Annotated in this window: 20 protein-coding genes; 6 read left to right on the top strand and 14 right to left on the bottom strand. The window is 48.6% G+C overall.

The features are described 5' to 3' along the window. The 10 genes from VLX91_09555 to VLX91_09510 form a co-directional block, all read right to left on the bottom strand. A partial coding sequence (locus VLX91_09555; protein ID HUI30450.1) for a hypothetical protein occupies positions 1-460 on the bottom strand: 460 nt, incomplete at its 3' end. Positions 461-1,047: 587 nt separating this feature from the next. Continuing rightward, positions 1,048-1,755, bottom strand: a complete 708-nt coding sequence (locus VLX91_09550; protein HUI30449.1) for a succinate dehydrogenase iron-sulfur subunit — start codon at positions 1,753-1,755, stop codon at positions 1,048-1,050. A 20-nt stretch (positions 1,756-1,775) separates the two neighbouring features. Continuing rightward, positions 1,776-3,539, bottom strand: coding sequence for a succinate dehydrogenase flavoprotein subunit (sdhA, locus tag VLX91_09545; GenBank protein HUI30448.1), 1,764 nt, complete (start codon positions 3,537-3,539; stop codon positions 1,776-1,778). Between the two features lie 20 nt (positions 3,540-3,559). Further along, the gene (gene sdhD, locus VLX91_09540; GenBank protein ID HUI30447.1) at positions 3,560-3,910 is read right to left on the bottom strand and encodes a succinate dehydrogenase, hydrophobic membrane anchor protein; all 351 of its coding nucleotides are present in this window, start codon (positions 3,908-3,910) and stop codon (positions 3,560-3,562) included. A gap of 7 nt (positions 3,911-3,917) precedes the next feature. Continuing rightward, positions 3,918-4,334: a succinate dehydrogenase, cytochrome b556 subunit gene (gene sdhC, locus VLX91_09535; protein HUI30446.1), complete on the bottom strand. Its 417-nt coding sequence runs from the start codon at positions 4,332-4,334 to the stop codon at positions 3,918-3,920. A 78-nt stretch (positions 4,335-4,412) separates the two neighbouring features. Beyond that, positions 4,413-5,840: a HAMP domain-containing sensor histidine kinase gene (locus tag VLX91_09530; protein HUI30445.1), complete on the bottom strand. Its 1,428-nt coding sequence runs from the start codon at positions 5,838-5,840 to the stop codon at positions 4,413-4,415. After that, on the bottom strand, positions 5,837-6,511 hold the full coding sequence (locus tag VLX91_09525; protein ID HUI30444.1) for a response regulator transcription factor: 675 nt from the start codon (positions 6,509-6,511) through the stop codon (positions 5,837-5,839). The genes VLX91_09530 and VLX91_09525 overlap by 4 nt, the downstream gene beginning before the upstream one ends. Then, positions 6,508-9,552 (bottom strand): efflux RND transporter permease subunit, encoded by a 3,045-nt coding sequence (locus tag VLX91_09520; protein HUI30443.1) that lies wholly within the window; start codon positions 9,550-9,552, stop codon positions 6,508-6,510. Before VLX91_09520 ends, VLX91_09525 begins: the two co-directional genes overlap by 4 nt. A gap of 15 nt (positions 9,553-9,567) precedes the next feature. Next, positions 9,568-10,551, bottom strand: coding sequence for an efflux RND transporter periplasmic adaptor subunit (locus VLX91_09515; GenBank protein ID HUI30442.1), 984 nt, complete (start codon positions 10,549-10,551; stop codon positions 9,568-9,570). Then, positions 10,541-11,830: a TolC family protein gene (locus VLX91_09510; protein HUI30441.1), complete on the bottom strand. Its 1,290-nt coding sequence runs from the start codon at positions 11,828-11,830 to the stop codon at positions 10,541-10,543. The genes VLX91_09515 and VLX91_09510 overlap by 11 nt, the downstream gene beginning before the upstream one ends. Positions 11,831-12,022: 192 nt before the next feature. Between VLX91_09510 and VLX91_09505 the strand changes: the two genes are divergently transcribed. From VLX91_09505 to VLX91_09490, 4 genes are all read left to right on the top strand, one after another. Further along, positions 12,023-14,884, top strand: a complete 2,862-nt coding sequence (locus tag VLX91_09505; GenBank protein ID HUI30440.1) for a 2-oxoglutarate dehydrogenase E1 component — start codon at positions 12,023-12,025, stop codon at positions 14,882-14,884. An 11-nt stretch (positions 14,885-14,895) separates the two neighbouring features. Beyond that, positions 14,896-16,161 (top strand): 2-oxoglutarate dehydrogenase complex dihydrolipoyllysine-residue succinyltransferase, encoded by a 1,266-nt coding sequence (gene odhB, locus VLX91_09500; GenBank protein ID HUI30439.1) that lies wholly within the window; start codon positions 14,896-14,898, stop codon positions 16,159-16,161. Between the two features lie 92 nt (positions 16,162-16,253). After that, positions 16,254-16,604, top strand: coding sequence for a nuclear transport factor 2 family protein (locus VLX91_09495; GenBank protein ID HUI30438.1), 351 nt, complete (start codon positions 16,254-16,256; stop codon positions 16,602-16,604). Positions 16,605-16,810: 206 nt separating this feature from the next. Then, the gene (locus VLX91_09490; GenBank protein HUI30437.1) at positions 16,811-17,449 is read left to right on the top strand and encodes a hypothetical protein; all 639 of its coding nucleotides are present in this window, start codon (positions 16,811-16,813) and stop codon (positions 17,447-17,449) included. Between the two features lie 85 nt (positions 17,450-17,534). Here VLX91_09490 and VLX91_09485 read toward each other — a convergent pair whose 3' ends face one another. Together VLX91_09485 and VLX91_09480 are read right to left on the bottom strand one after the other, a co-directional pair. After that, the gene (locus tag VLX91_09485) at positions 17,535-18,281 is read right to left on the bottom strand and encodes a hypothetical protein (protein ID HUI30436.1); all 747 of its coding nucleotides are present in this window, start codon (positions 18,279-18,281) and stop codon (positions 17,535-17,537) included. A 298-nt stretch (positions 18,282-18,579) separates the two neighbouring features. After that, complete coding sequence (locus VLX91_09480) at positions 18,580-18,852, bottom strand: hypothetical protein (protein HUI30435.1); 273 nt, start codon at positions 18,850-18,852, stop codon at positions 18,580-18,582. 346 nt (positions 18,853-19,198) lie between these two features. Here VLX91_09480 and VLX91_09475 point away from each other — a divergent pair, with 346 nt between their 5' ends. Both VLX91_09475 and VLX91_09470 read left to right on the top strand, forming a co-directional pair. After that, positions 19,199-19,486, top strand: a complete 288-nt coding sequence (locus tag VLX91_09475) for a hypothetical protein (protein ID HUI30434.1) — start codon at positions 19,199-19,201, stop codon at positions 19,484-19,486. A gap of 175 nt (positions 19,487-19,661) precedes the next feature. After that, positions 19,662-21,590, top strand: coding sequence for a PAS domain S-box protein (locus VLX91_09470; GenBank protein ID HUI30433.1), 1,929 nt, complete (start codon positions 19,662-19,664; stop codon positions 21,588-21,590). Positions 21,591-21,639: 49 nt separating this feature from the next. Here VLX91_09470 and galT read toward each other — a convergent pair whose 3' ends face one another. Both galT and VLX91_09460 read right to left on the bottom strand, forming a co-directional pair. Next, positions 21,640-22,641, bottom strand: a complete 1,002-nt coding sequence (galT, locus tag VLX91_09465; GenBank protein ID HUI30432.1) for a galactose-1-phosphate uridylyltransferase — start codon at positions 22,639-22,641, stop codon at positions 21,640-21,642. Positions 22,642-22,673: 32 nt separating this feature from the next. Beyond that, the gene (locus VLX91_09460; GenBank protein ID HUI30431.1) at positions 22,674-23,474 is read right to left on the bottom strand and encodes a DNA alkylation repair protein; all 801 of its coding nucleotides are present in this window, start codon (positions 23,472-23,474) and stop codon (positions 22,674-22,676) included. Positions 23,475-23,681: the final 207 nt, after the last annotated feature.

The following is a 23,681-nucleotide window of genomic DNA, read 5'->3' as shown; positions in this document are numbered from 1 at the left end:
AATCATTAGCTTCGAGTAAACTCGTTTCAAAAACGTTATGAAAGCTTTTTTTTATTATGCCGAGGAGCACGAGTTGTTCATCAAGATAACCTGAACCGTGAACAGCAAAATCCATTCGTAAGAAGAGATGCCCATTGAGTTTCACACTGGTAAGTTGAGTGTCCGATCTCGGATCCAATGCCATTGTGTCGAGAAGGATGTTTCCATCTTTGTCTTCATCAAATAAGTATAGTTGAGATAGGCCGCCGACATCCGGCTCGCTAAGTACGTACATTGAAGCATTATCGGGAATTGACTTGATCGAATAAAGATTAAACTGACGGCCGTACGCGACAGATTCGAGCACATACGCGTCTTCGTTCGGCAAGACGCTGAACCGTGAATCATCAATGTCGATATCATTTTCTGATGGGGGCCCAAATCGATTAAGCAGAAAGTCGAGCACAAATTTATGTTTCATTTGAAATTTTAGATGTGCGAGAATGGCTGAGTCACGCGCCCCGATCTTTTGAAGTAGTTTAGCCCGAACGTTAGCACGATTCTCTACTGACACATTGGCCATATAATAATTGAGGTCGATGGCTCCTTTATCATAAAGCATTTGCAATAGGCTGTCTCTATTCCTCCCACCATGTTCATACCAGTTGTTTACAATACTGTCAAAGGCAGGTTGAGAGAGATTTGTAGCATTCGCACGCGGCTTCATGGATTCGGAGGAAGGGTGTTTGCAGCCGAAAAACGAACAAGATATTGAAACGGCGACAAATATTAAGATTGTTTTCATCGTAAGATGCTATTGATGCCACCTAATTAAAATTAACCTGCCATACATCCGCATAACATTCCGGCAGTAAGAATGCTATGTACAAACTAAACGTTTGTCTTCGTCTCATTTTGAAGATTCTCCGGCTATGTTTCCCACCATGACATCTTGTTTTGCGCCTCGAAAAAATATATGTGGAGCACCTCGAAGAAGCAACCTCTACTAAACTGCTGTCAGCCCCACTATAACAATTTTACCGCCGAACAAAAATCCAGATTCCTTTCTCACATCTCCCTTTCCGCGAGCCGCTTCTTCAACTGTGAGATGTGCCATGTTATGTTTATGTCTTTCGGGCAAGCTTCTACGCAATTGAAAATCGTGTGGCACCTCCAGGTGCCATCCGGCGTGTCAATGACATCGAGACGCTCATCGGCACCTTCATCGCGCGTGTCGAACACGAAACGGTATGCTTTCAATAGCGCTGCGGGTCCTATATAATTTTCATCCGACCACGACGACGGACACGAAGTGGTACAGCAAGCGCAGAGGATGCACTTCGCAGATTCAAATAGCTTCTCCGCATCCTCGTTGCTCTGAAGCCTCTCGTTCTCAGGCGCAGGAGTCTTCGCGATAAGGTACGGTTTGACGGCTTCGTATTTTTTATAAAAGTCCGTCATGTCGACCACCAAATCCTTGATTATCGGCAGCGAAGGAATAGGTTCGATGACGATCGGCTTTGCGAAATTGACATCCCTCAGCAGCGTGGAACATGCAAGCCTGTTCCTCCCGTTGATCCTTATCGCATCGGAGCCGCAAACACCGTGTGCGCATGACCGTCGAAAAGTCAGCGTACCATCATATTTCCATTTTGCCTGGTGAAGAAGATCGAGAATTCTCTCTTTGTCGTCTCCCGCTTCGAGAACGAACTGCTGATAATAAGGCTCGGTATCTCTTTCCGGATTATATCTCTGGACCCGTAAAATTACTTTCATCTTTTTCCCTTTTGACCTTTTCAGTACTTTCTTTCCTTAGGCTGAAAACGAGTGATGGATACCGGTTTGAAGTCGATTTCCGGTTCGCCCTTCTTTTCAGATTTGCTTACGAGAGTGTGCTTCAGCCACTTCTTGTCGTCCCGTTTCGGATAATCCTCGCGTGAATGCGCACCTCTTGATTCCTTTCTCGTCAATGCTCCATATATGATCGGTTCAGCCGTCTCGATCAGATTCCCGAGCTCTATCGCTTCCATCAAATCGGTATTGAAGATTTTTCCCTTATCATCGATGAATATTTCCCGGTAGCGTTCGCTTAAACTGCCGATCTCTGTCGTCATCTCTTTCAAGTCTTTTTCGTTTCTGAAGATTCCGACCTTTTCCATCATCTTTTCCTGCAGCTCCGTCCTAAGTGCTCCAACCCTTTCTTTCCCTTTGGAGTTCATGATTTTATCAGACTTGGCAATTGTTCTATCTGCAGCATCATTTGGCAGCGGAACAAAATCCGCATCCTTAATAAATTCCGCAATAGCTTTTCCCCCTCTGCGTCCGAACACGATCAGATCCAGAAGTGAATTCGTGCCGAGACGATTTGCGCCGTGTACTGAAACACACGCCGCTTCGCCGGCAGCGTAGAGACCCGGGACTTTTGTATTCTTTTTATCCTTGGTCACTTCCGCATCGACTGTGGTTGGGATTCCGCCCATTGCGTAGTGGCATGTCGGTTGGATCGGGATCGGTTCTTTTGTGGGCTCGACGCCGAGATATGTTCTCGCGAAACCGGTAATCTCGGGAATCTTGTCGTCAATGACCTCCTTCGGCAGGTGTGATACATCGAGATGGACATAATATGTCCCGTCGCTCCCTCTGAAACCTCTTCCTTCTCGTATCTCCGTCAGGATGGCGCGCGACACCATATCCCTCGGAGCAAGGTCTTTCACCGTCGGCGCATAGCGTTCCATGAAGCGCTCTCCTTTATTGTTCAGTAATATCCCGCCCTCGCCCCGCGCCGCTTCGGAAATCAGTATACCCAGTTTCCAGAGGCCTGTCGGATGGAACTGGACAAATTCCATGTCCTCAAGAGGGAGTCCATTGTTGTAGACCAACGCAAATCCATCGCCGGTTCCGACATGAGCATTTGACGTGATCCTGTAGACCCTTCCGTAACCTCCGGTTGCGAGCATGACAGCTCTGGCATGGAAGACATGGACTTCACTCGTCGCGATATCCATCGCAACGACGCCGGCACAATTCTTTCCGCTCATGATCAAATCTGTAACGAAAAATTCGGAGAAGAAGTTAACCTTCTGTTTGAGACAATTTTCATATAGCGTGTGGAGCATGACATGGCCGGTTCTGTCTGCCGAGTAACACGATCTCTTCACGGCGATCCGCTTGGAATCGGGATCGGCCGGATTCTCTGGTCTGGTGTGTCCGCCAAATCTCCGCTGTGCGATTTTTCCTTCGGGAGTTCTCGAGAAAGGTACTCCCATGTGCTCCAGTTCTATGATGGCACGGATCGCATCCTTCGTCATTATTTCAATCGCATCCTGGTCGCCGAGATAATCACTTCCCTTTACGGTGTCGAACATGTGCCATTCCCAGCTGTCCTCCTCCTCGTTCCCGAGTGCAGCGCCAATTCCGCCTTGCGCCGCTCCAGTATGCGAGCGGGTCGGGAAAACTTTCGATATCACGGCGCAGCTGAATCCTTCGGGAATCTCAAGTGCCGCGCGAAGTCCCGCGCCGCCCGCACCGACAATTATTACGTCATATTGATGCTTGACCATTATGAATTCCTCTTCACCTTTTAGAAAGATAAGATCGTGTTGACACCCAGAACCCAGAACGCGATTCCGGAGAGAATGATGATGCCGTAAACCGTAAGACTGACGGCAGGCTTCATTTCATAATCCCGGAAAATTCCCCACGTACCGTTCAGTCCATGCCACAACCCGACCGAAATGAAAGTTAGATCAAACATTTTCCAAAATGGATGATGCATCCTTTCTAACACCGCGGCATAAGTATGGCCGCTGGCAGGATCTGCGTGCATTACGAAATAGTGCCCGATTACGACTACGACGAGCAACAGCCCGGTAATTCTCTGGAGCACCCAGGATGGTGCGCCGCTTCCACGTGAACCGCTATGCTTATACATTCTTACCTCACTTTATGGATGCGATCATATTTTTTAGCGGTGCCATGAACATCAGGAATCCCATTCCAATGAAGAGGGCTATCCCCAATCCATAAACAACCGCGAGAATTTTCTTGTGGTACCTGGCTCCGTTCGCCCAGTCGACCAGAACTATCCTGACCCCATTCAACGCATGAAAAATAACGAGTGAAAACAGCAGCCATTCTAAAATTTTGAAAACGGGAGTCATGAAGAGCTTCATCTCATCGTCAAATGCTCTTTCACCCTGTGTGAGGGTAGTAAGGGCGTAGATATGAACATATATGTATGCTGTCAGGCCGAGTCCGGTGACACGGTGAAGAATCCATGCCCAGCTTCCGCCATGCTTGTAATATTTGAGATTCGTTCTAAACCATCTTTCAGGTGGTTTTGGTAGGTAGGCCATCTTCATCTCCTCATTAGAATTAAACTTGGTAAAATTAACGAAGCAAACCTTTTTTTGCAACGAAATGAAAAGTGGATATCATCCCGACGGGGCGGCAATCCGTGCTTCCGGAATATCGATACGAACAGTTGTTCCGACACCCGGCCTGCTTTCGATTTCAATCTTACCGCCATGCTGTTCCACGATGCGTTTAGCGATCGAAAGCCCGAGTCCGCTCCCCTTTTCATCCATGCTTCTCGAACTCTTGGTCCTATAGAATTTGTCAAAGATACGAGGGAGTTCTTCACTACTTATCCCTTCGCCTCTATCTTCAACGGTTACCACGGCGGCGGATAACTTTTCGTCGCGCGTGCCGGTCACCCAGACTTCTCCTCCGGCATGGCTGAACTTGATCGAGTTGTCGATCACGTTGGAGACCGCTCGTTTCAAAAGGTTGTCGTCCGCGTTGACAACTATGTCGGGTTCGTACTTGATTCGGAGATTGACGTTCTTCCTTTTTGCCAACGACAGATGGTGCGCAGCGACTTCTTCGAGGACAGTGCCGAGATTAAACGGCCGCATTTCGACGACCATGGAAGACTCCAGCCTCGAAAGGTAGATAATATCAACCGCAAGCTTAGAAGCATACTCGACTTCGGAAAGGAGCTGTCGGAGATTTGCGCGCTCGGCAGCGCTGAGGCCCGGCTTCATAAGGAGCATTTCCATCTCGGTCTGAATGACTGTCAACGGCGTCTTCAACTCATGAGAAGCATCCAGCAGAAAATTCCTTTGCGTATCGATCAGGCTGCCTATCCTTTGCACCAACGAATTGAATGACTCCGCGACTTTCTTGATCTCGTCACCTGTCTCCGGAACTTCGAGTTTTTCCAGCGATTTTTCGACCTGTATTCCATCTATACTGGACGCAATTCTCTCCAAAGGCCGCAATGCCCGACGCGCAATCAAGATCGAGCCGACCCCGACAAGCAGGATAGTCAATGGAGCGGCTATGAAAATAATCGTACGCATTCTTTCTATGGATTCACGTATGGATGAAAGGGAACCGAAAGTGACAACCGTTCCCTGCGAGCCGTCTGTAATTTCAAAATTTGCAAGTGCGCAACGATATTTTTCACCGGGCAGCCTCACGGTCGTTAATTCCTTCCGGTCATCTGCCCTCGCCCAGTTCTTGATCTCTGCCCGAATTGCGATCGAGGCCTTATCGTTATACGAAAAAATTTGTTTCCATGAGCCATCGAAGATTCCGACTCCTATGATGCCAATCTTACTTTCAAAGCTTGAAATTGTTTCGCCGACGTCCTCGCTGATATCGGCAACATCGACGTGCATATTTTCCTTGGCGAGCCGATTCGCTACGCTGCTCGCCGCCGCCTGAAGGGTCACGTCGAACGAACGCTTCGAGTATCTTTCATAAAGTTCCATCAAGGCAAAACCGAGCACCACTATTACAGCGGCGAAGGTAAATGTTACATAGAGTGCGACCCTTAATCTTATCGGCAGTCTCATTCTTCATCCGAAATCGTATACCCGATACCCCTGACTGTTTTTACCAACTTCTGCCTTGTGCCGGATTCGATTTTTTTTCTCAGCAGTTTTATGAAGGCGTCGATAACGTTGCTGCGCGGATCGAAATTCATATCCCAGACATGTTCCGCAAGCTCCGCGCGTGTCACGATCTTATTCCGGTTGACAAGCAGATGCTCGAGTAATGCAAGCTCTTTGCCCGATAGTTTCAGGTCTTTGCCGTTTCTGAACGCCTTGCGGGCCGCGGTGTCTAACTCAATCTCGCGCACTTTGATAACAGATGTCTTTTCACCCGTTGCTCTTCGCGACAATGCGCGAATTCTTGCGAGCAGCTCGCCGGCGTGGAACGGTTTCGGCAAATAATCATCAGCACCGGTATCGAGACCCTTTATCCTGTTTTCAACCTCGTCCAATGCCGTGAGCATCAGGATCGGAGTCGGCAGCTTCTCATCTCGAATCCGCCGGCAAACTTCGAAGCCATCGATGTCCGGCAGCATCAGATCAAGAACAATCACATCGAAGTCGTTCGTCTTCGCAAGAAAGACGGCCTGTTTGCCCGACTCGGTTGCATCAACAGCAAAGTTCTGGGTCTTGAAAAGCTTGGTGAGAGTCCGCTGGAGACTTTTGTCGTCTTCAACAAGGAGGATTCTCATTTTATTCTCCTGAGGAAAACATACAATGCCGGCAACTCAAAAAGCAGCAGGAAACTGGAGAGCAAGAATCCGCCGATCACCGCGACAGCGAGCGGCTGCTGCATCTGCCCACCGGCTCCGACACCGAGAGCGAGAGGCATCAATGCAAACACGGCGGCAAATGTAGTCATCAAAATTGGCCTTGCTCTGACTTTACACGCGCGGAGGATTGTGTTCATATTGTACCCATCTTTCTCACCAATCTGATTTATCATATGGATTATTAAAACTCCATTTTCGTTAACTATTCCTACCATCATTATCATTCCGACAAAACTTGAAATATTGAAAGTAATTCCAGTTATTACGAGCGCAAGAAGTACACCGAACAAAGAAGTAAGGTTAGTCGAGAAAAGCACAATAGGAACTGTTAAACTCTCGAATTCAATAATCATCAAAGCAATTACCAAAATAAATGCTGCAATCAAAACGAGCAGAAGGCTTCTGAAGGACTCTTGCTGGCTCTGATAGAGTCCGCCGAAAGAATAAGTGACTCCCTGAGGAAGAACAAGTTTAGCTTGTAGAATTTTCTTTATGTCGGTTATCGTGCTTCCCAGATCTCTGCCGGAAATTCTCGCGCTGACGGGGAGCATCAACTTCAGATCCTCACGGTCAACTTCGCTTTGCCCCTTCAGAACCTCCACCGAAGCCACATTGCTCAACGGAACATAGAATCCGTTCGGAGATTTCAATCTTACATTCTGAATATCTTCAAGGGCGCTGTGATATTGTTCCGGATATCTTACCCGCACCCCGATCAATTTCTCTCCATTTAGGACATACGTATCTGCACTTCCTTCCATTATAGTCCGAAGCTGGGATTGAATCTCAGCCATGGTGAATCCGGCTCGTGCAGTGAGCACAGGATCAGGATGAACGACGATCGAAGGGCCGCTGATGACGATCCCGTTGAATACATCTACAACTCCGGGCACATCATGGATAATGTCGGCAACTTCTTTAGCTTTTTCTTCGATGACATTCTGGTCCGGCCCAAATATTTTTATCTCAACAGGCGCCGGTGAATTAGTAAGATCTCCGATCAGGTCCTGCATCGCCTGCCCGAAATCGATTATCAGTGCCGGCTCCTGCGTCTCAACTTTTTGCCGCAGCTCGTCGATTATCTGAAAGACAGAACGCCTCCTGTTCTTCTTTAGTTTGATCAGGAAGTCGCCATTGTTCGGCTCGGTTATGAAAAAACCCAACTGTGTCCCTGTGCGACGGGAATATGAATCCACTTCCGGGATCGACATGATTATCTTTTCAACCTGCATCAACATCCGGTTCGTTTCGTCCAGCGACGTGCCCGGGGGCGAATTATAATCCAGGACAAACGATCCTTCGTCCATATGCGGCATGAAGTCGCTTCCAATGCTGCTGTATAAAAGGAATGTCGCACCGAGAACAATGACGGCAAAAACCGGTCCAAGGTAACTTCTCCTAAGAAGCGATTTGAGCGCGGACTCGTATGCCCCGGAAAATCTGTGATGCGATTTCTCTTCCCGGCTGAACTCCAACTCAACGTCTTTCTGCGTAATAAACTTTTCTGCAAGTAACGGAACCAGCGTGAGCGAATAGATCATCGACACGGCAAGCGACACCGCCATGGTGATTGCGAGAGGCTTGAAGAAGGCTCCAGTGACTCCATACAGGAATGCAAACGGAGCGAAGACTATGATAGAGCTGAGACTCGATCCTACGATCGCAGGAAGAATTTCTCTCATCGACTCCGCCACAGCCTGGCGAGGACTTCCCCTTTCATATCTCATATGCCTGAAAATATTTTCAATCATGACAACATTGTCATCGATGACAAGTCCTACCGCTGCAGCGATGCCGCCAAGGGTCATTATGTTAAGGGTATTACCGATGATATACAGGAAAAGTACCGCTGATGCGAAAACTGCCGGGACCGTGATTACCGCGACCGAACCGATCCTAAAACTCCTGAGGAAAACGAATATGACGAGAATGGCTAGCAGGAGTCCGACGATGATTGAATCTCTTGCGCTTCCAATCGAACTGCTTATGAAATCTCCCTGGTCATAGAAATATTTCATCTTCACGCTTGGCGGAATTACATCTTTCATACTCGCAAGCTGCGCACGAACCTGCTTGCCGATCTCGACCGTATTGCCCGACGGTTGGCGGACGATATTGACGAGGACAGCCGGCCTTTCGTCCGCGGTAACGCGGATGTATTCTATTTTTTCCGAAGGCTCGACCGATGCAACGTCGCCGACGGTAATCGGCATCCCGTTCCTGAAATCGACAACGGTGTTTTTGATGTCGTCGAGACCTTTATAGAGTCCGTCGACAAGGGTCAAATAAATCTGGTAATTTCTTTCGACAAGTCCGGTGGCTGAAACAAAATTTGTCCTGTCAATTGCAGATGAAACGTCACTCACGCTCAGCCCGTAACTTTGAAGCCTCTGTGGATTTATCTTAACAAGAAACTCGCGCTGTCTCCCTCCGACAACGACAACATCCGCAATTCCGCTGACCCTCATCAACGCGGGTCGAACGACGTAATAAGCAAGATCACGGAGCTGAACTTGATCGAGTGAATCGGAAGTAAGGCTGAAGCCTGCGATCGGAAACACGGCAGCATTCATTCTCTCTATATCGATTGAAACCGTCGGCGGAAGTTCATTTCGAATGCTCGAGACTTTTCCCTGCAGGAGTTGAAGTGCTTGAATAATATCTGTTCCCCAGTCAAAATTGATATCTATTTCCGACGAACCCCTGCTCGTGGCCGACTTCACGCGCGTGACCCCCGGTATTGCCCGCGCCGCTTCCTCTAACGGTCGAGTAACCTCAATCATCATACGCTCGGCCGGTTCCTCACCGTTGTCGGCGATCATCACGATTCGAGGGAAATCTATGTTCGGGAAGAGAGCAATCGGCATGAGAAAGAGTGACACGATCCCACCGATGGTGAATATCGCGATGAGAAAAAATACAGCCTTCCTGTGCCGCGAGATAAATTCGTAGAGCTTCATCCGGTTGATATTTCCCTAGTTCGCAGACACGGTGACATCGGTTGAATCCGGAAGTCCATATCCGCCGGCAATAGCGACAACATCACCAGCTTTGATACCCGAAGTGATTTCAAAGCGCGACGAGTCGGAAAGACCGACATCCACCTGAGTCATCAGTGCAAGAGAATCACCCTGAACTCGCCACACGAAATACAGATTGCGCTCATCGTCATGGTACACTGCCCCTTTAGGAACGAGGACTGCCGATCTGTGCTCGCCGATTTTGATACGGACATTTCCGAACGTGCCTGCGGCGACCTTCGAGGGAATCGAACGAAGATTTATTCTCACTTGAATGCTCTGGCTGTTCGGATCCGTTGCCGGGTTGATCGCCTGAACGGTCCCGTGCAACGGCGGTATAGTCATCCCCGGAATCGTGACAAGAGCAGCCTGTCCCGTCCTGATCGACGAAAGATAATTTATCGGAACGACAGCGACGAAATATTCCGTGGAAGGATCGATGATTTCGACGAGATCGGTTCCCTGCGAGACGAGTTCACCTTCCGCCACGAACCTATGTATGACGGCACCTGAAAATGGCGCAGAGATTTTCGCGGACGCTGCTGTCGTTTCCGCAAGGTGCAGCGCCTCTTCGGCTTGCTTCTTCTCCGCTTCCGTAGTCGCCTGATTCAAAAGCTGAGTTGCGCCTGCAATCGCAGCGTAAGACTCCTGGGAGACTATGGTCGCGACAATCGCCCCTTTCTGAACGACGTCCCCTTCGAGCACAACCACTTTTTCCACTTTCCCGGCTATAGTAGATTTTATTTTCTCGTCGCGGAGAACTTCGAATGAACCCGTAGTGCTTATCATGGCATCCATGTCGCCGAGATAGGCGGAGGCAACTTTAACGATCGCACGCGGCTTGACGTCGGTATCGTCGTTACTTTCCTTTGAACACGCGGCAAACAGGAACGATACGGCAATGAATAAAACTATTCTCCAAACCAACTTACTCTCCATTTGAAATTGTTCCGCTATAATTGAGTCTTTGCATCTTGAAAGCACTCAACACGATTGTGTTCCTCGTTTCTTCCATCGACATTTCGATTTGATTGATCAGTTGAATTGCGTTGAGGACTTCCAGACTGGAACCGCCTCCACCGGCGTATTTTGCCTTCGCCAGTGCAAAATTCTTTTCGGCGGTCGACAGGTTTGATTCCAGCAATTCTAATTCCTTGTTTGCCTGCCTATAATTGTTCCTTGCCTGGGCAAATTGTGCCGTCAAGGAACTCCTTAGAAATTCATTCTGCGCCGATATACTTCCTGCTTTCAAATGTGCGGACGCATACTGGTCATCGTAGTACCCGTAGGTGATGATCGGCAAAGTGAAACTGATGCCAACTTCAGCGCCAAGAACATTCGCAAGCCCTCGCTGCAAATTCGGGAGAGATGTCAGAGCACCAGCATCAGCTTCAAGCGAGACGGACGGTCTCGCCTGGCTGACAACCATCTCGGCGTCAAAATCCGCACCCTGCTTTTCAAGCAAAGCAGCCGCAAGATCGACATTGTTTGTATCGTGGAACACGGTGTCCACCCTGACGACCGTGAGCGTGGTGTCGACGTCGGCAGCTTCATCGGACGGGACCCCTGAGGATTGTGAAAGATCAAGCAAGGCATTCCTATAAGATCCTGCCATCGCATCTGCCTCGATCTTCGCATTCTCGAATTCGACGGAAGTATTCAGCACGTCGCTCTCGCTTCCCTGTCCACTTGCATGAAGTTCTCTTACAAGCGTTAAGTAATCCTTCAAAAGATCGACATTCTGTCCCAGCACATCGAGCTCTCTTTTCTCTTTGACCGCCCCGGCGAATGCCACCGCCGTGCTGTAAAGAACATCTGCCTGAGTCTTTTTCAGATTCGCAGTTCCCTGGATAATTCCCAAGTCTCCTTTTTGTATCTGAAGATTTTTCAATCCGCCGTTATACAGGACGTAACTTGCCCCGAGCTGAGCACCAAGCTGGCCGCCGTTGGTGACGGCAGGATCATAACCGGCCGACGGTGCAAGAATAAATTGAGAATTAATCCCGATTTGTGGAAGAAAACCGCGGCTCACTCCCTCGCGCGCATAAACGGCGGAGTTTCTTTCAAGCTTCGATGAGGCGATCAATGGACTCATCTTCAACGCCGCGCCGAGATAATCGTCTAGAGTAAAAAATTTCGTTTGCGCAAAAGAAATGTTTGGGCATAAAAGGGGAAAACTTCCTGCCAGGAAGAAGCCGGCTAATATTTTGAACTGCATACCGATAACATTTTTGTGCGACATAATTTAGCAGGAAACTATGAAACAAAGGTGAAATCACCGCTTAAATTCTCGTCGCTACCGACAATAGCAACTCATTTTCCGTTTTTCCCGGAAGAATCTTGCATTTCGGGATTTTTTCGCACCTTATATACGTTTGGATGTGTACCTCGCATTTATGCAAAAATGGATATGCAGACAAATATGGATTCGTTGAAAGAATTCTACGGACCGAATGCAGGATTCGTCCTAGAACTTTACGACAAGTTTCTCCGTGATCCTGATACCCTGGATACCGAGACAAGAAAACTTTTCGAGGAACATCCTCCACAATTGGAAGAACCGAAAAGCCCGGACATAGACCGGCAGAGATTTAGCAGCTGGAAGACTGTGCTGGCGGTTGCGCGACTTGCCCAGAACATCCGTCAGTTTGGACATCTCGCGGCCAATCTCGACCCACTCGGAATTTTGCCGTTATCGGAGGGCGGGCTTCTTGCAAGAGATCCGTCGCTTAAAAAAGAATCCTACGGATTGGATGATGAAACCTTGCGAAGTTTGCCTCCGGATCTAATCGGAGGCTCGATCGTTTTAAGGACCCGGAATGCTTTTGAAGCAATCGAAACACTGATGAAGATCTACACGTCGACGATCGGTTTCGACTTCGAGCACGTACACGCAACCGACGAAAGAACCTGGCTGCGCGATTCAATAGAAGGAAGACTCTTTGCACCGCCTCTGATGCCGGTTGATGGGAATACGCTGCTGGAACAATTGACGCAGACTGAAGTATTCGAGCAATTTTTGCAGAGATCGTTTCCCGGCAAATTCAGGTTTTCAATCGAAGGTATCGATATGCTCGTGCCTATGCTGGATGAACTTGTGTTGCTCGCGGCAAAATCTGAAATAAAATCCATAATAATCGGCATGGCGCATAGGGGACGTCTGAATGTATTGGCGCACATTCTTCACGTGCCGTACTCCGCCATATTTGCGGAATTTAAAGATCCCGTGCGACACCGAAACTCTCGTGCAGATTTAGATTGGACGGGCGATGTAAGGTACCATCGCGGCGCGTTCAAGATTCAGAAAAATAATTCCCCGGATGCGATGGGAATTTTCCTTGCACCGAATCCCAGTCACCTTGAAGCGATCGATCCTGTCATCGAAGGGATGGCCCGCGCCGCGGGGACCGATTCGAGTCATCGCGGGAAACCGGAATTCAATCCGGAAGTAACCCTTCCGATTCTCATCCACGGCGACGCATCATTTCCCGGACAAGGTATCGTAGCCGAAACGCTGAACCTGTCGCGGCTGGATGGGTACTCGACCGGCGGAACGATCCACATCATAACAAACAACCAGCTCGGATACACTGCAACTCCCGACGAAACTCGCAGCACACGATATGCAAGCGATCCCGCGAAGGGATTCGAGATACCTATTATTCACGTGAACGCAGACGATCCCGAAGGCTGCATCGAATCTGTAAGGATTGCCTCCGCTTACAGGGAAAAATTTCACAAGGACTTTTTGATCGATCTCATCGGCTACCGGCGTCATGGACACAATGAAAGCGATGAGCCAACTTTCACGCAACCCTTGATGTACGAGCGGATTCAAAACTCACCGACTGTGAGAAAAAAGTGGGCCGATGAGCTGACGGGCAGGAAAACAATCACACCGGAAAATGTCGAGTCATTTGTCAGAAAAGAATTTGACAAACTTCAGTCGGCGCTTACTTCTCTTGAACCTGACAAAGCGTTGATCGAGCCGCGGCCGGCAATGCCGCCTTCCGGCGCGGCACGGATGGCAAAAACCCATGTAAATCCGGAGAAGCTGCAGAAGCTCAATCAGGCACTCCTGTCGTTTCCGGAAAATTTTTCAATCCATCCGAAGCTCGAACGCATCATCGAAAAACGAAGGCATGTTTTCGACAGCCAGGATGCCGCGTCTATCGATTGGGCAACTGCAGAAATCCTGGCGCTGTCTTCGATACTTGAGGACGGAATACCGATCAGGTTTACCGGCCAGGATTCCGACAGGGGTACCTTCAGCCACAGGCATATTACGTTCCATGATGTGAAGAACGGGGAAACATTTTCGCCGCTTCAATCCTTTGTGCAGGCGAACGCATCGTTCGAAATCTACAATAGTCCGCTGACAGAAAGTGCGGCAGTCGGCTTTGAATACGGATACAACGTCCAAGAGCCGGGCAGGCTGGTCGTATGGGAAGCACAGTACGGCGATTTCATAAACAATGCTCAGACCATGGTGGATGAATTCATAACTTCCGCGCGCGCAAAATGGGGACAGACCCCATCGCTGATCTTGCTTCTGCCCCACGCTTATGAAGGACAGGGTCCGGATCACTCCAGCGGACGGCTTGAACGTTTCCTCTCCCTGGCAGCCGAGATGAATGTTCGAATTGCAAACTGCACAACTGCAGCGCAATACTTTCATCTTCTACGACGACAGGCGCTCCTTCTCAAGGTCGATCCGCTTCCACTCGTAGTGATGACTCCAAAGGGCTTGCTCCGTCATCCGCGGACCGCATCGACTCCGAGAGAATTGTTCGAGGGAAAATGGCAGCCTGTGATCGATGATCCGAAACCTCTCCATGAAACTGCACGCAGGCTGATCCTGTGCAGCGGGAAAATTTTCGTCGATCTGATCGACAGCAAATACAGACAACAGAATGAAGAGACGGCGATAATCCGGATCGAGCAATTGTACCCCTTCCCGGCGGGCGAATTGAAGACACTCGTGATGAATTATGAAAATGCCAAAGAATTGATCTGGGTGCAGGAAGGGCCTCAAAACATGGGGGCATGGAATTTTATAATGCCGCTATTGAAAGACTTGTTCCCCGGATACGGAACGGGCGGAAGCAGGATCCAGATCAGGTACGCCGGCAGACCGGCAAATGCGAGCCCGTCTGAAGGATCTACAACACTACACATTATGCACCAGAACGAAATTATCGAACAGGCATTCAAAGGAGAAACCACGAATAAACACTTTGCAGAGAGAGAAGTATCTCTGCAAAATTCATAAAAAGGAATAAGATGAATATCGTTGTTCCGTCGCTCGGTGAATCGGTCGTTGATGCACGCATTGCCCATTGGCTCAAGAAAGAGGGGGACAAAGTCGAACTCGGGGATGCCGTCGTTGAACTGGAAACGGAAAAAGTCAACGTCGACGTGACAGCAGAAGGTGCAGGCGTGCTGACGAGGGTCATGGCACACGAAGAAGAGACCGTTCGTGTCGGGGATGTTATCGGAGAAATCGATGCGGATAATATCGGGGAACAAATAGCGAAGGGAGGAATGTCCGTCGAGAAACCGGATGTGAAAAGCCAGAGTCATGAACTAAGTGATCAGAAACATGAAGCGTCAGAAAGGATCCGTTCCGGGAAAGAATTTGAAAGAGCAACGCCGGTAGCAAGACGCGTCGCCGAAGAGACAGGCTTGAAATTATCCGAAGTCGCCGGAAGCGGAACCAGCGGCAGGGTGACAAAACACGATGTGGAATCATTTCTACTGACAAAAAAAACAGGAGAAAGGCGAGAACAAGCAAGAGATGGGGGAAATGGGAAACGTGAGGCTATAATTCCCGCAACGCAGCCATCAATGACGGGACAAGAAGAACGAGTGAAGATGTCCCTTCGTAGAAAGACGATTGCACGTCGAATGCTGGAGGCGCAGCAGACCACCGCGATGCTGACCACGTTCAACGAGATAGACATGAGCCGCGTGATGGATCTGAGAAAGAAATACAAAGAGGTGTTCAGAGATAAATATGGCGTCGGGCTCGGGATCGTTTCATTCTTCGTGAAGGCGTCGATAGCAGCGTTGAAAGAATTTCCGCGGCTGAACGCGGAGATCGACGAGGACGAGATCGTTTACAAACATTACTACGATATCGGGATTGCTGTAGCGGCTGACGAAGGGCTCGTCGTGCCGGTGTTAAGGAATGCGGATACGATGTCGTTCGCCGAAATTGAAATGGGGATCAAAAACTTCGTTGAAAAATCGCAAAGTGGTACACTCACTCTAGAAGATCTGCGCGGCGGCACATTCACGATAACGAACGGCGGAGTCTTCGGTTCGCTGATGAGCACGCCGATTCTAAATCCGCCCCAGGTTGGAATCCTCGGCTTACACAAGATAGCTGAGCGGCCGGTTGTGGAAAACGGGCAGATAGTTGTGAAGCCGATGATGTATGTCGCGTTGACGTATGATCACAGGATAGTCGACGGACGCGAGTCAGTGCAGTTCTTGGCCAAAGTAAAAGAATTAATCGAAGACCCGGCAGCCATGGTGCTTGGATAGAGGTTGAACGGCTCGCAAGCACAGGGGGAAAACCTCTTTCTAATAGAGGGGGAATTTGCCATATTAATACGAGATGGTTCAAGGAGGAAAATATGGATGCTAATAACATCGAATCAGCGTTAGCTTATTATAATGCCTTCGAAAAGAAAGACCTTGGAGCAATCGCGCGACATCTGCACCCAGACGTTCAGTTCGTTGCACCGATGGGAGAAAGCAGAGGACGAGAGGCGGTCGTTGAGGCAGCCAAACGGCTTATCCCTCTCGTCGAGAGAATCGACGTTCGAGCGAAGTTCGCATCAGGCGATCAGGTCGCGTTGGTTTATGACATGCACCTTACCGGGCCGGTCAAAATCTGTCCGACCGCAGTGCTGATGACTTTCAAGAATGACCTGATTGCACGGACGGAGCTTTATTACGATGCGAGGCCATTTGGAAATCTCTGAGAGGAGTTAAGGAATTATCGAAAATAGCGCGGCGATGGTGCTGAAATAAGGTAAGCAGTCTCCCAAAACTCAACGTCAAATCAGAGGGTGAAACAACAGCAGGTATTCTCTATCATTTGGCAACTATCATCTAAAGATTCTTTCCTATCAGAAACATATTGCACTTAAACGTCCGCAGTATTAATTTCTGACGAAGAGAGCATGCTGTGAAATTACTTCAAACCACAATTCTTTTTCTATTGGTTTTATTGGCATGCAACATTGCCAGAGGACAAGACGAAAATTTAAAGAACAGGCCCACTCTTGAATTCAACGTTGGACTATGGATGGCTCCCCTGATGAGCGGTGAGCCCTTGCCTTCGTGGTCCGTCCTGGACAAACAGAGTTCCAGTCCACTTGGTGGCGAGCTCCTTTTTGCATACCCCGTGAAAGAAAACTTGGCAGCCACAATGAGTCTCGGAATTCTCGAGGGAATAAGGCGGGACCTGTTAAGCCCGTTGGAAGATCAGATAAACTTTCTTTCGCCGTTCATGTTAGGTCTTAGGTATTTTGTGGCTGGTCCCAAATCAGTCCCGGCCATGAGGGAGTACTTGTCGCTTGCTCTCGGGACGGATTTGGGTTATCAAATATCGGTTCAACCAGCGTATACTTACCATAAGACTGTAGAATCAGAATTCACTTTGGCGGGAAGGTTTGGTGCTGGATTGAAATATGCTGTCTCTTCTCATTTGGAGTTCACGCTGGAAGTCAAATTCCATATTATGAAAGATTTCGCGACACCCGTTGGTGGAAGAAGAAGTTTTAACGGATTGACCCTTTCCGTGGGTAGTGGGTTGATGTTCTAAAGATCGGACAGGAAACTTTGCAGCCGGTGTACTATCTCATCCCCGAATGACTTCTGTCTTCTCTGAGTTTTTTTGAAAAGTGAAATCAAAGGCCAACTTGGTTTCTCAACCATGGGGTGAGAACGTATGTATAGCAAACTAGATCCACTGCCAGCCCAAAAACAAGCCCCGCGATGGACGCTATGTGGATCTCCTTCGGATGGTCATCTATTTCCATCGAAACGATATCGGACATATTTATTCTTTTTGTAGTAACACTGTCAGATACGGCTATTCCTTTAGATGCAACGGGTATTCGCTTCTCTCCGATCAAGCGGCCGACAGTGTGCAAGTCTATTTCATTTCCAGTCGTGTCTTTCATGGTTCTCACCGACGAGAACAGTACGCTCCTTGGGTTAACGAACTCTCGAAATTTTATTAAGAGAAGCGGCTTGAAATCTCGGTCTAGGTCGAAGCCGATGAATTCTCCAGACCTCTCATGCGAAGCAGTGTCCAGTATCGTTTCAGTCGCGCCCAGTCGCGGCAGGTTAACTGAATCGACGAGGTTCTGACGCGCGACAGTGTAACTTGCAGGATATTGATAGCGAAAACTCCCGTTCACTTCCACCAGGCGTCCGGCCCTCCGTGTGGAATCATCAAGAATAATCATCAGCCAGACACCAGGTTTAAGTGAGTCGACTCTTGACAGCTCAACATCGTGAGTTGACTCACCATCAAGTATGATGCCTGTCGTGAAACCGATTAGTGAGCAGCTACTCACCGCCATTGCTGACGCCACGATTGCCATTAGAGTAACGAACCGGGCGATGCCTCCGTGTAAGTCTGCCTTCATCGATAGATTCCTCCTGACCAGTGATATATGATTCCGCACAAACGAACACTACCATCGATTCACCCAACACACGCTGGCAACATCCGTTAATTGTTTTCTAACTGCAGAATGTCTTCAGCAAAATTTATCTGTTCCTCAAACAAAGTGCAAACAACTTCCAGTCCTGGCTCAACTTACTTTTGATCGGCTCAGTTTGCAAACGAAGATTTTGACAAAAAAACGGCAGGTATGAGGCTCCTGCCGCAATTGTAAAGAGGTTTGTTGTGGGACATCTTCAATATATAGTGTGTCACTCACTTCAAGCAGTGAGCTTTATCACGCCGCCATACTTCCAGTTCCAAAACTCAAGAATTCTTCCCAACTGATCACATACTGCTTGATCTTTGCTTGCATTGCTGGAGTAATCCCTAAGGTCTCGTGAATGCAAGTTCTGGCTCAGTTTGAATGTTCCGGACGAGATAACCATCGTCATGGCGGCTTCAGCCGGCATCCAGAACGAAAACTGGATTACGGCTGAAGTCTGTCCAGCTCGAGGCGGAACTGGAATGACACGGGATTGAAACTGAGCCATTACCCAACTTCCCAATCAGCCCAATTACCTTTAAGTTACATTTTCGTGCAGGTAACAAATTCCTTCACCAAATGTTACACGTTCGTACCGTTGTTCCCGCTCAATTCCAGTAAGGCGAAGATTCTGAGATATTTTCGCGTGAATTTGCGGCGTAGAAATTGATACATATGTTGCGTTCCATTGAACAGGTTCGGCGGGGAGGTGTTAGTTCATTGACAAAATTCTCGGAAGATTTTCCCTGCCGGATTTCTTCTTCGAGTTGTTTCTCCAAATACGGGAGAGCCGGGCAATGCCATCTTCGATAGAAAGCCCGCCTCTTATGTGTCACTTAATTAGAGATCGACAATTGGAAAAGGACAAAAAGAAAGAAGGAAGTGGGAGTACCGAGGTCAGAGATTGGCAGGTGATCGTATCACGAAGCTTCGACGTGATCGAAATGAAACAAATGAGTATGGATATGTCGAAGACTCGTCTCAAGCCGATCTTTTTATCTAACGGCGATCTCTCGATCGTTGTTCCGGCAACGTCCGATGAGGCAGCGAAAGAGAGAGCCTCAAACATCGCCCGGCGCATAGCATCTGCGGGAGTCTGGGGGATGGACCTTTTGGATCTTACCGATTTCAACCTGGACTGACAGGTATAATTGATTCGGCATTAATCTGAGATCGGTCTTGTTAATCTTCCGATAAAAAATGCCGATATAGAGGTGTGGAGGTGGTTGGTAATACCGCAGTTCCCTCCGGGCTCTTATTGCTCATAATTATTCCGTTCCATATACGAACGGTGAGAACATTTGTGTTATGATTAGCATGCTTGTTAAAAGACATCCCTTATTCAGGAAAAACATCGAGAGAATTTCTCCCGACGACCGCTTCCGGCTCCTGGTTGAGTCTTCACTCAGCGGTGCGTACCTCATACAGGATGATCTTTTCCGTTATGTCAATTCCGCCTTTTGCCGAATATTCGGATACGAGGCTGAAGAGATTGTAGACAAACTCGGCCCGATTGACTTGACAGCACGGGATGACAGGGAGCTAACTGCGCGATACATCCGTGAACGGATCGAGGGAAGATCTCCAGGCATTAGGTACGCATTTTGCGGATTGAAGAAAGACGGAACGAGCGTGTTCGTCGAAGTCCTCGGTTCTGTCATACGGCATGAGAAGCATCCTGCGATCATCGGCACGGTCGTTGACAATACCGAGCTCGTCCTTGCGGGACAAGCGCTCAAAGAATCCGAAGATAGATACAGCCGGTTTTTCAATGAAGATATTGCAGCGCGTTATGTCACCACTTCTGACGGCACGATCCTCTCCTGCAATGACACTTTCATAAAGCTCTTCAGCTTCTCTTCGAAAGAGGAGGCGCTGAAAACAAATGTTGCCTGCATTTACACTAATTCCCGGGAACGCGATAAGTTCGTCGAGCTTATGAAAGAACGAAAACACCTGGAGAGACGCGAAGCCGAATTTATAAGGAAAGACGGGAAAAAGATATACGTGCTTGAGAGTGCAACAGCAGAATTAGACTACACCGGGAACCTAAAATGTATACGCGGTTATCTGATAGACGAAACAAACAAAAGACAGCTTGAAGCACAGCTTTTCGAAGCACAGCGAATGGAGAGCATCGGAACGCTTGTGTCGGGCATTGCCCACGATCTGAACAACGTTCTCTCGATCATCATTGGACAAATTTCCATCATGGATCCCGTAAAAGTGGGCACTGAAAGGTTGTTGAAAAGCAGAGATGCGATTTCGAAGGCGGCGAGACGAGGCGCACACACCATCGGACAGCTCCTCACATTCGCTCACAAAGTTGAAACCATAACCGAGTCGGTGAAAGTAAACAACATTGTCGAGGAGGTCGTTGAATTTCTTGAAGAGACTTTTCCGGAGAAAATCGTTTTCACGGCTCAGCTGGAGCGGAGACTCCCATCTATTCACGCAGATCCTAATCAACTTCAGCAGGTCTTGATCAACCTCTGCGTGAACGCGAGGGACGCGATGCCGTCCGGCGGAACATTGACGATCTCCACGTCGAGGATCGACAGAAAATCTCTCGAAGGACGCTTCCCGGATCTTAGCTCGGATGAATATTTGGTGACGAAAGTCTCGGACAACGGTGTCGGCATCGACCATGAGGACATAGGAAGAATTTTCGAACCTTTCTTCACTACAAAGAAAAATGGATACGGCACGGGTTTAGGTTTATCTGTAGTATACGGCATCATGAAGGCCCATCACGGCTTCATAGATGTGCGAAGTGAGGTAGGACGCGGGACGGAGTTTTCGCTCTATTTCCCCATCCCGATTCAAATAATCAACGCGCCTCTCTCCGCTTTAGAGAAAGAGATCGAGCGGGGCCATGGAGAGACGATACTGATAGTGGAAGATGAAGAGGCAGTGCAGGACTATATGAAAGAAACTATCGAGCGTAACGGGTATAGAACTCTTCTGGCAAAGGATGGAATTGAAGCAGTGAAAGTATTCGAAGAGCATCGCGGAGACATAAATGCTGTCGTAATGGATATGGGTTTGCCCAAAATGAATGGCGCACAGGCTCTCTTAAAACTAAAATTAATTTCGCCCGAAGTAAGGGTCATATTCACGAGCGGTTATATCGAGCCGGACATCAAGGCAGCGATTTTCGAAGCAGGCGCCAAGGAATTTATACAGAAACCATTCCCGGGCGTTGATCTGTTGGAAAAAATTCAGAAGGTCTTAGTGGCGCAGTGACCGCCCCCTAAATGTGGGACAGTTCCATCATTTTATTCGATGCCTTTCGTCACTCAGGAACGTTCACCTTTCTTAAAAAATCGGCACTTTCTTCCGGCACAGATGTATTCACATACATCCCGCTCCCGATTTCAAAGCCTGCCGTCTTCGACACACGAGGCACGATCGTAAGGTACCAATGGAAATACTCCGAGTGCAAATCGCGAGTCGGGATTGAGCGTATTGAATAGTTGAAATCCGGATCGTTGAGTCCGTGATAAAGTTTCGCGAGAACGATCCTTAAGCATTTCGACAAATCTTTGATTTCGTCGTCGTTTATCTCATGGAACGAAGAAACATGCCTTAGAGGAAATATCCAGATGTGAAACGGCGAGAGTGCGGCATAAGGAATGAACGCGACAAAGTTCTTGTTCTGAAGAATTATTCGTCCTTTCGCATTTAGCTCGTCCTTAACTGTCCTGCAGCACACGCATTCACCCATATCGTCGAAATACCTTATCGCCTCATCCATCCTCGATCTGATTTGGCTCGGCACAATCGGAGTAGCCACAAGCTGCGAATGCGGGTGCGAGACCGACGTGCCTGCGCCTTCGCCATGGTTCTTAAACAAAATGACTGCTTCAATCCTGCCGTCTTTTCTGATCTCGTTGTACCTCTGGCGATAGACTTTCAGAACCTCGGACACTTCCCCGTCGGTCATCAACGCTATGGTCCTGTTGTGCAGCCGGTGTTCCACGATAACCTCGTGAAATCCAACTGCGGTCATCGAGCGATAGATACCCTCAACTCTCCTCACCCGTTCTCCGCGACTGGTGAGGGCCGGAAATTTGTTTGGTATGACTCTCACCTTCCAATCGCCATTGTCCGGCGCTCTCAGCAATTCGTTGAGAGTCAAGTGCTCGTTCCCGGCACAGAATGGACAGGTCGAGACATAATCCGGCAAAGCTTGTTCGTTTTCTTTTCTCCGCGCAAATTCGTCAGGCCGCTTTGCCCTCTCCGGACTGATAATCACCCATTCCCTCGTCAGGACATTCTGCCTAAGTTCAGCCATGCATTCTCCTCAGGATTATCACAACGTTCTTACTACGTTTTCTTGACCTTTGATTTTTTGCTCTTGACCTTAGTGAGTCTTTTCAATACGGCAGTACTGGTCAACTCTCTCAGCGCGTCCGACGCTATCCATTTTGCGGTCTTTGAATCCATCCTCTGGATTTCTTTTGCAGTCTTCACGGCGGCTTTATTCAATATTTTATTTCGCTTCCCTATCCCACGCAGCGCCCAGTTGACAGCTTTCCTTACAAAATTCCGTTCGTCGGTCGCCTCCCTCTTTATTATCGGAAGAAAGTTCAGAAATACTTTGTCATCGCCGCTCTTGTCGTGCACCGCGAGTGCAGCCATCAAAACAAATCCTGCTCTCTTCACAAACTCCTCTTCTCTTTTAGCCCACCGATCCGCCTTCTTGATCGCAAATGCAGTTCTGTCGAATAAGTTGCTGCACACCTGATCGCATACATCCCATGAATCGAAATCGCCTGCCCAGGTTTCCATTTGTGGTTCGGTGACCAGTTCAGAATCATCGATTAGACCGGCGAGAATCCTCGCTTCATGAACTCCGGTTTTCCATAATTCCAGAGCAAGACCGTGATTGTTGTCATTGAGAAGTGGATCGCGGCAAACTTCCTTAGCTAAATCCCGAAGCACAGGCATCGGAACTCCAAGAGTATTTTGCGAGCTAATTCCGAATCGAGCCATGCCCGCCACATTTTCGGGATTACGGAACTCTTCGAGAGTCCTTATTATCTTCATCGCGTCTCGTCTGCTCTTGTCAGCGCTCGGGGAAGTCTCCGGACGATTGGCGGTTTCTTTCGGTTCTGAGTGTTTCATTTCTATCAGCCCTCGTTTCGTTTCGTGATATTTTAAACAAAGCATTCTCCAAAAACAAACAGTCCTTGTGTGATTTTGGGAAGTTGCAGTTCACGCCGCAAGCGAGTAAATTTTGTGGAGAATAGGAGCCAACATGGATGCGATGGTCGCTTATTGCGGGCTGTCATGCGACACCTGCCCCATTCATCTCGCCACTCTGGAAGAAGA

It is taken from the genome of Candidatus Acidiferrales bacterium (assembly GCA_035515795.1).
Classification (GTDB): domain Bacteria; phylum Bacteroidota; class Ignavibacteria; order Kryptoniales; family JAKASW01; genus JAKASW01.
This window is presented reverse-complemented; position numbering and strand designations above follow the sequence as displayed.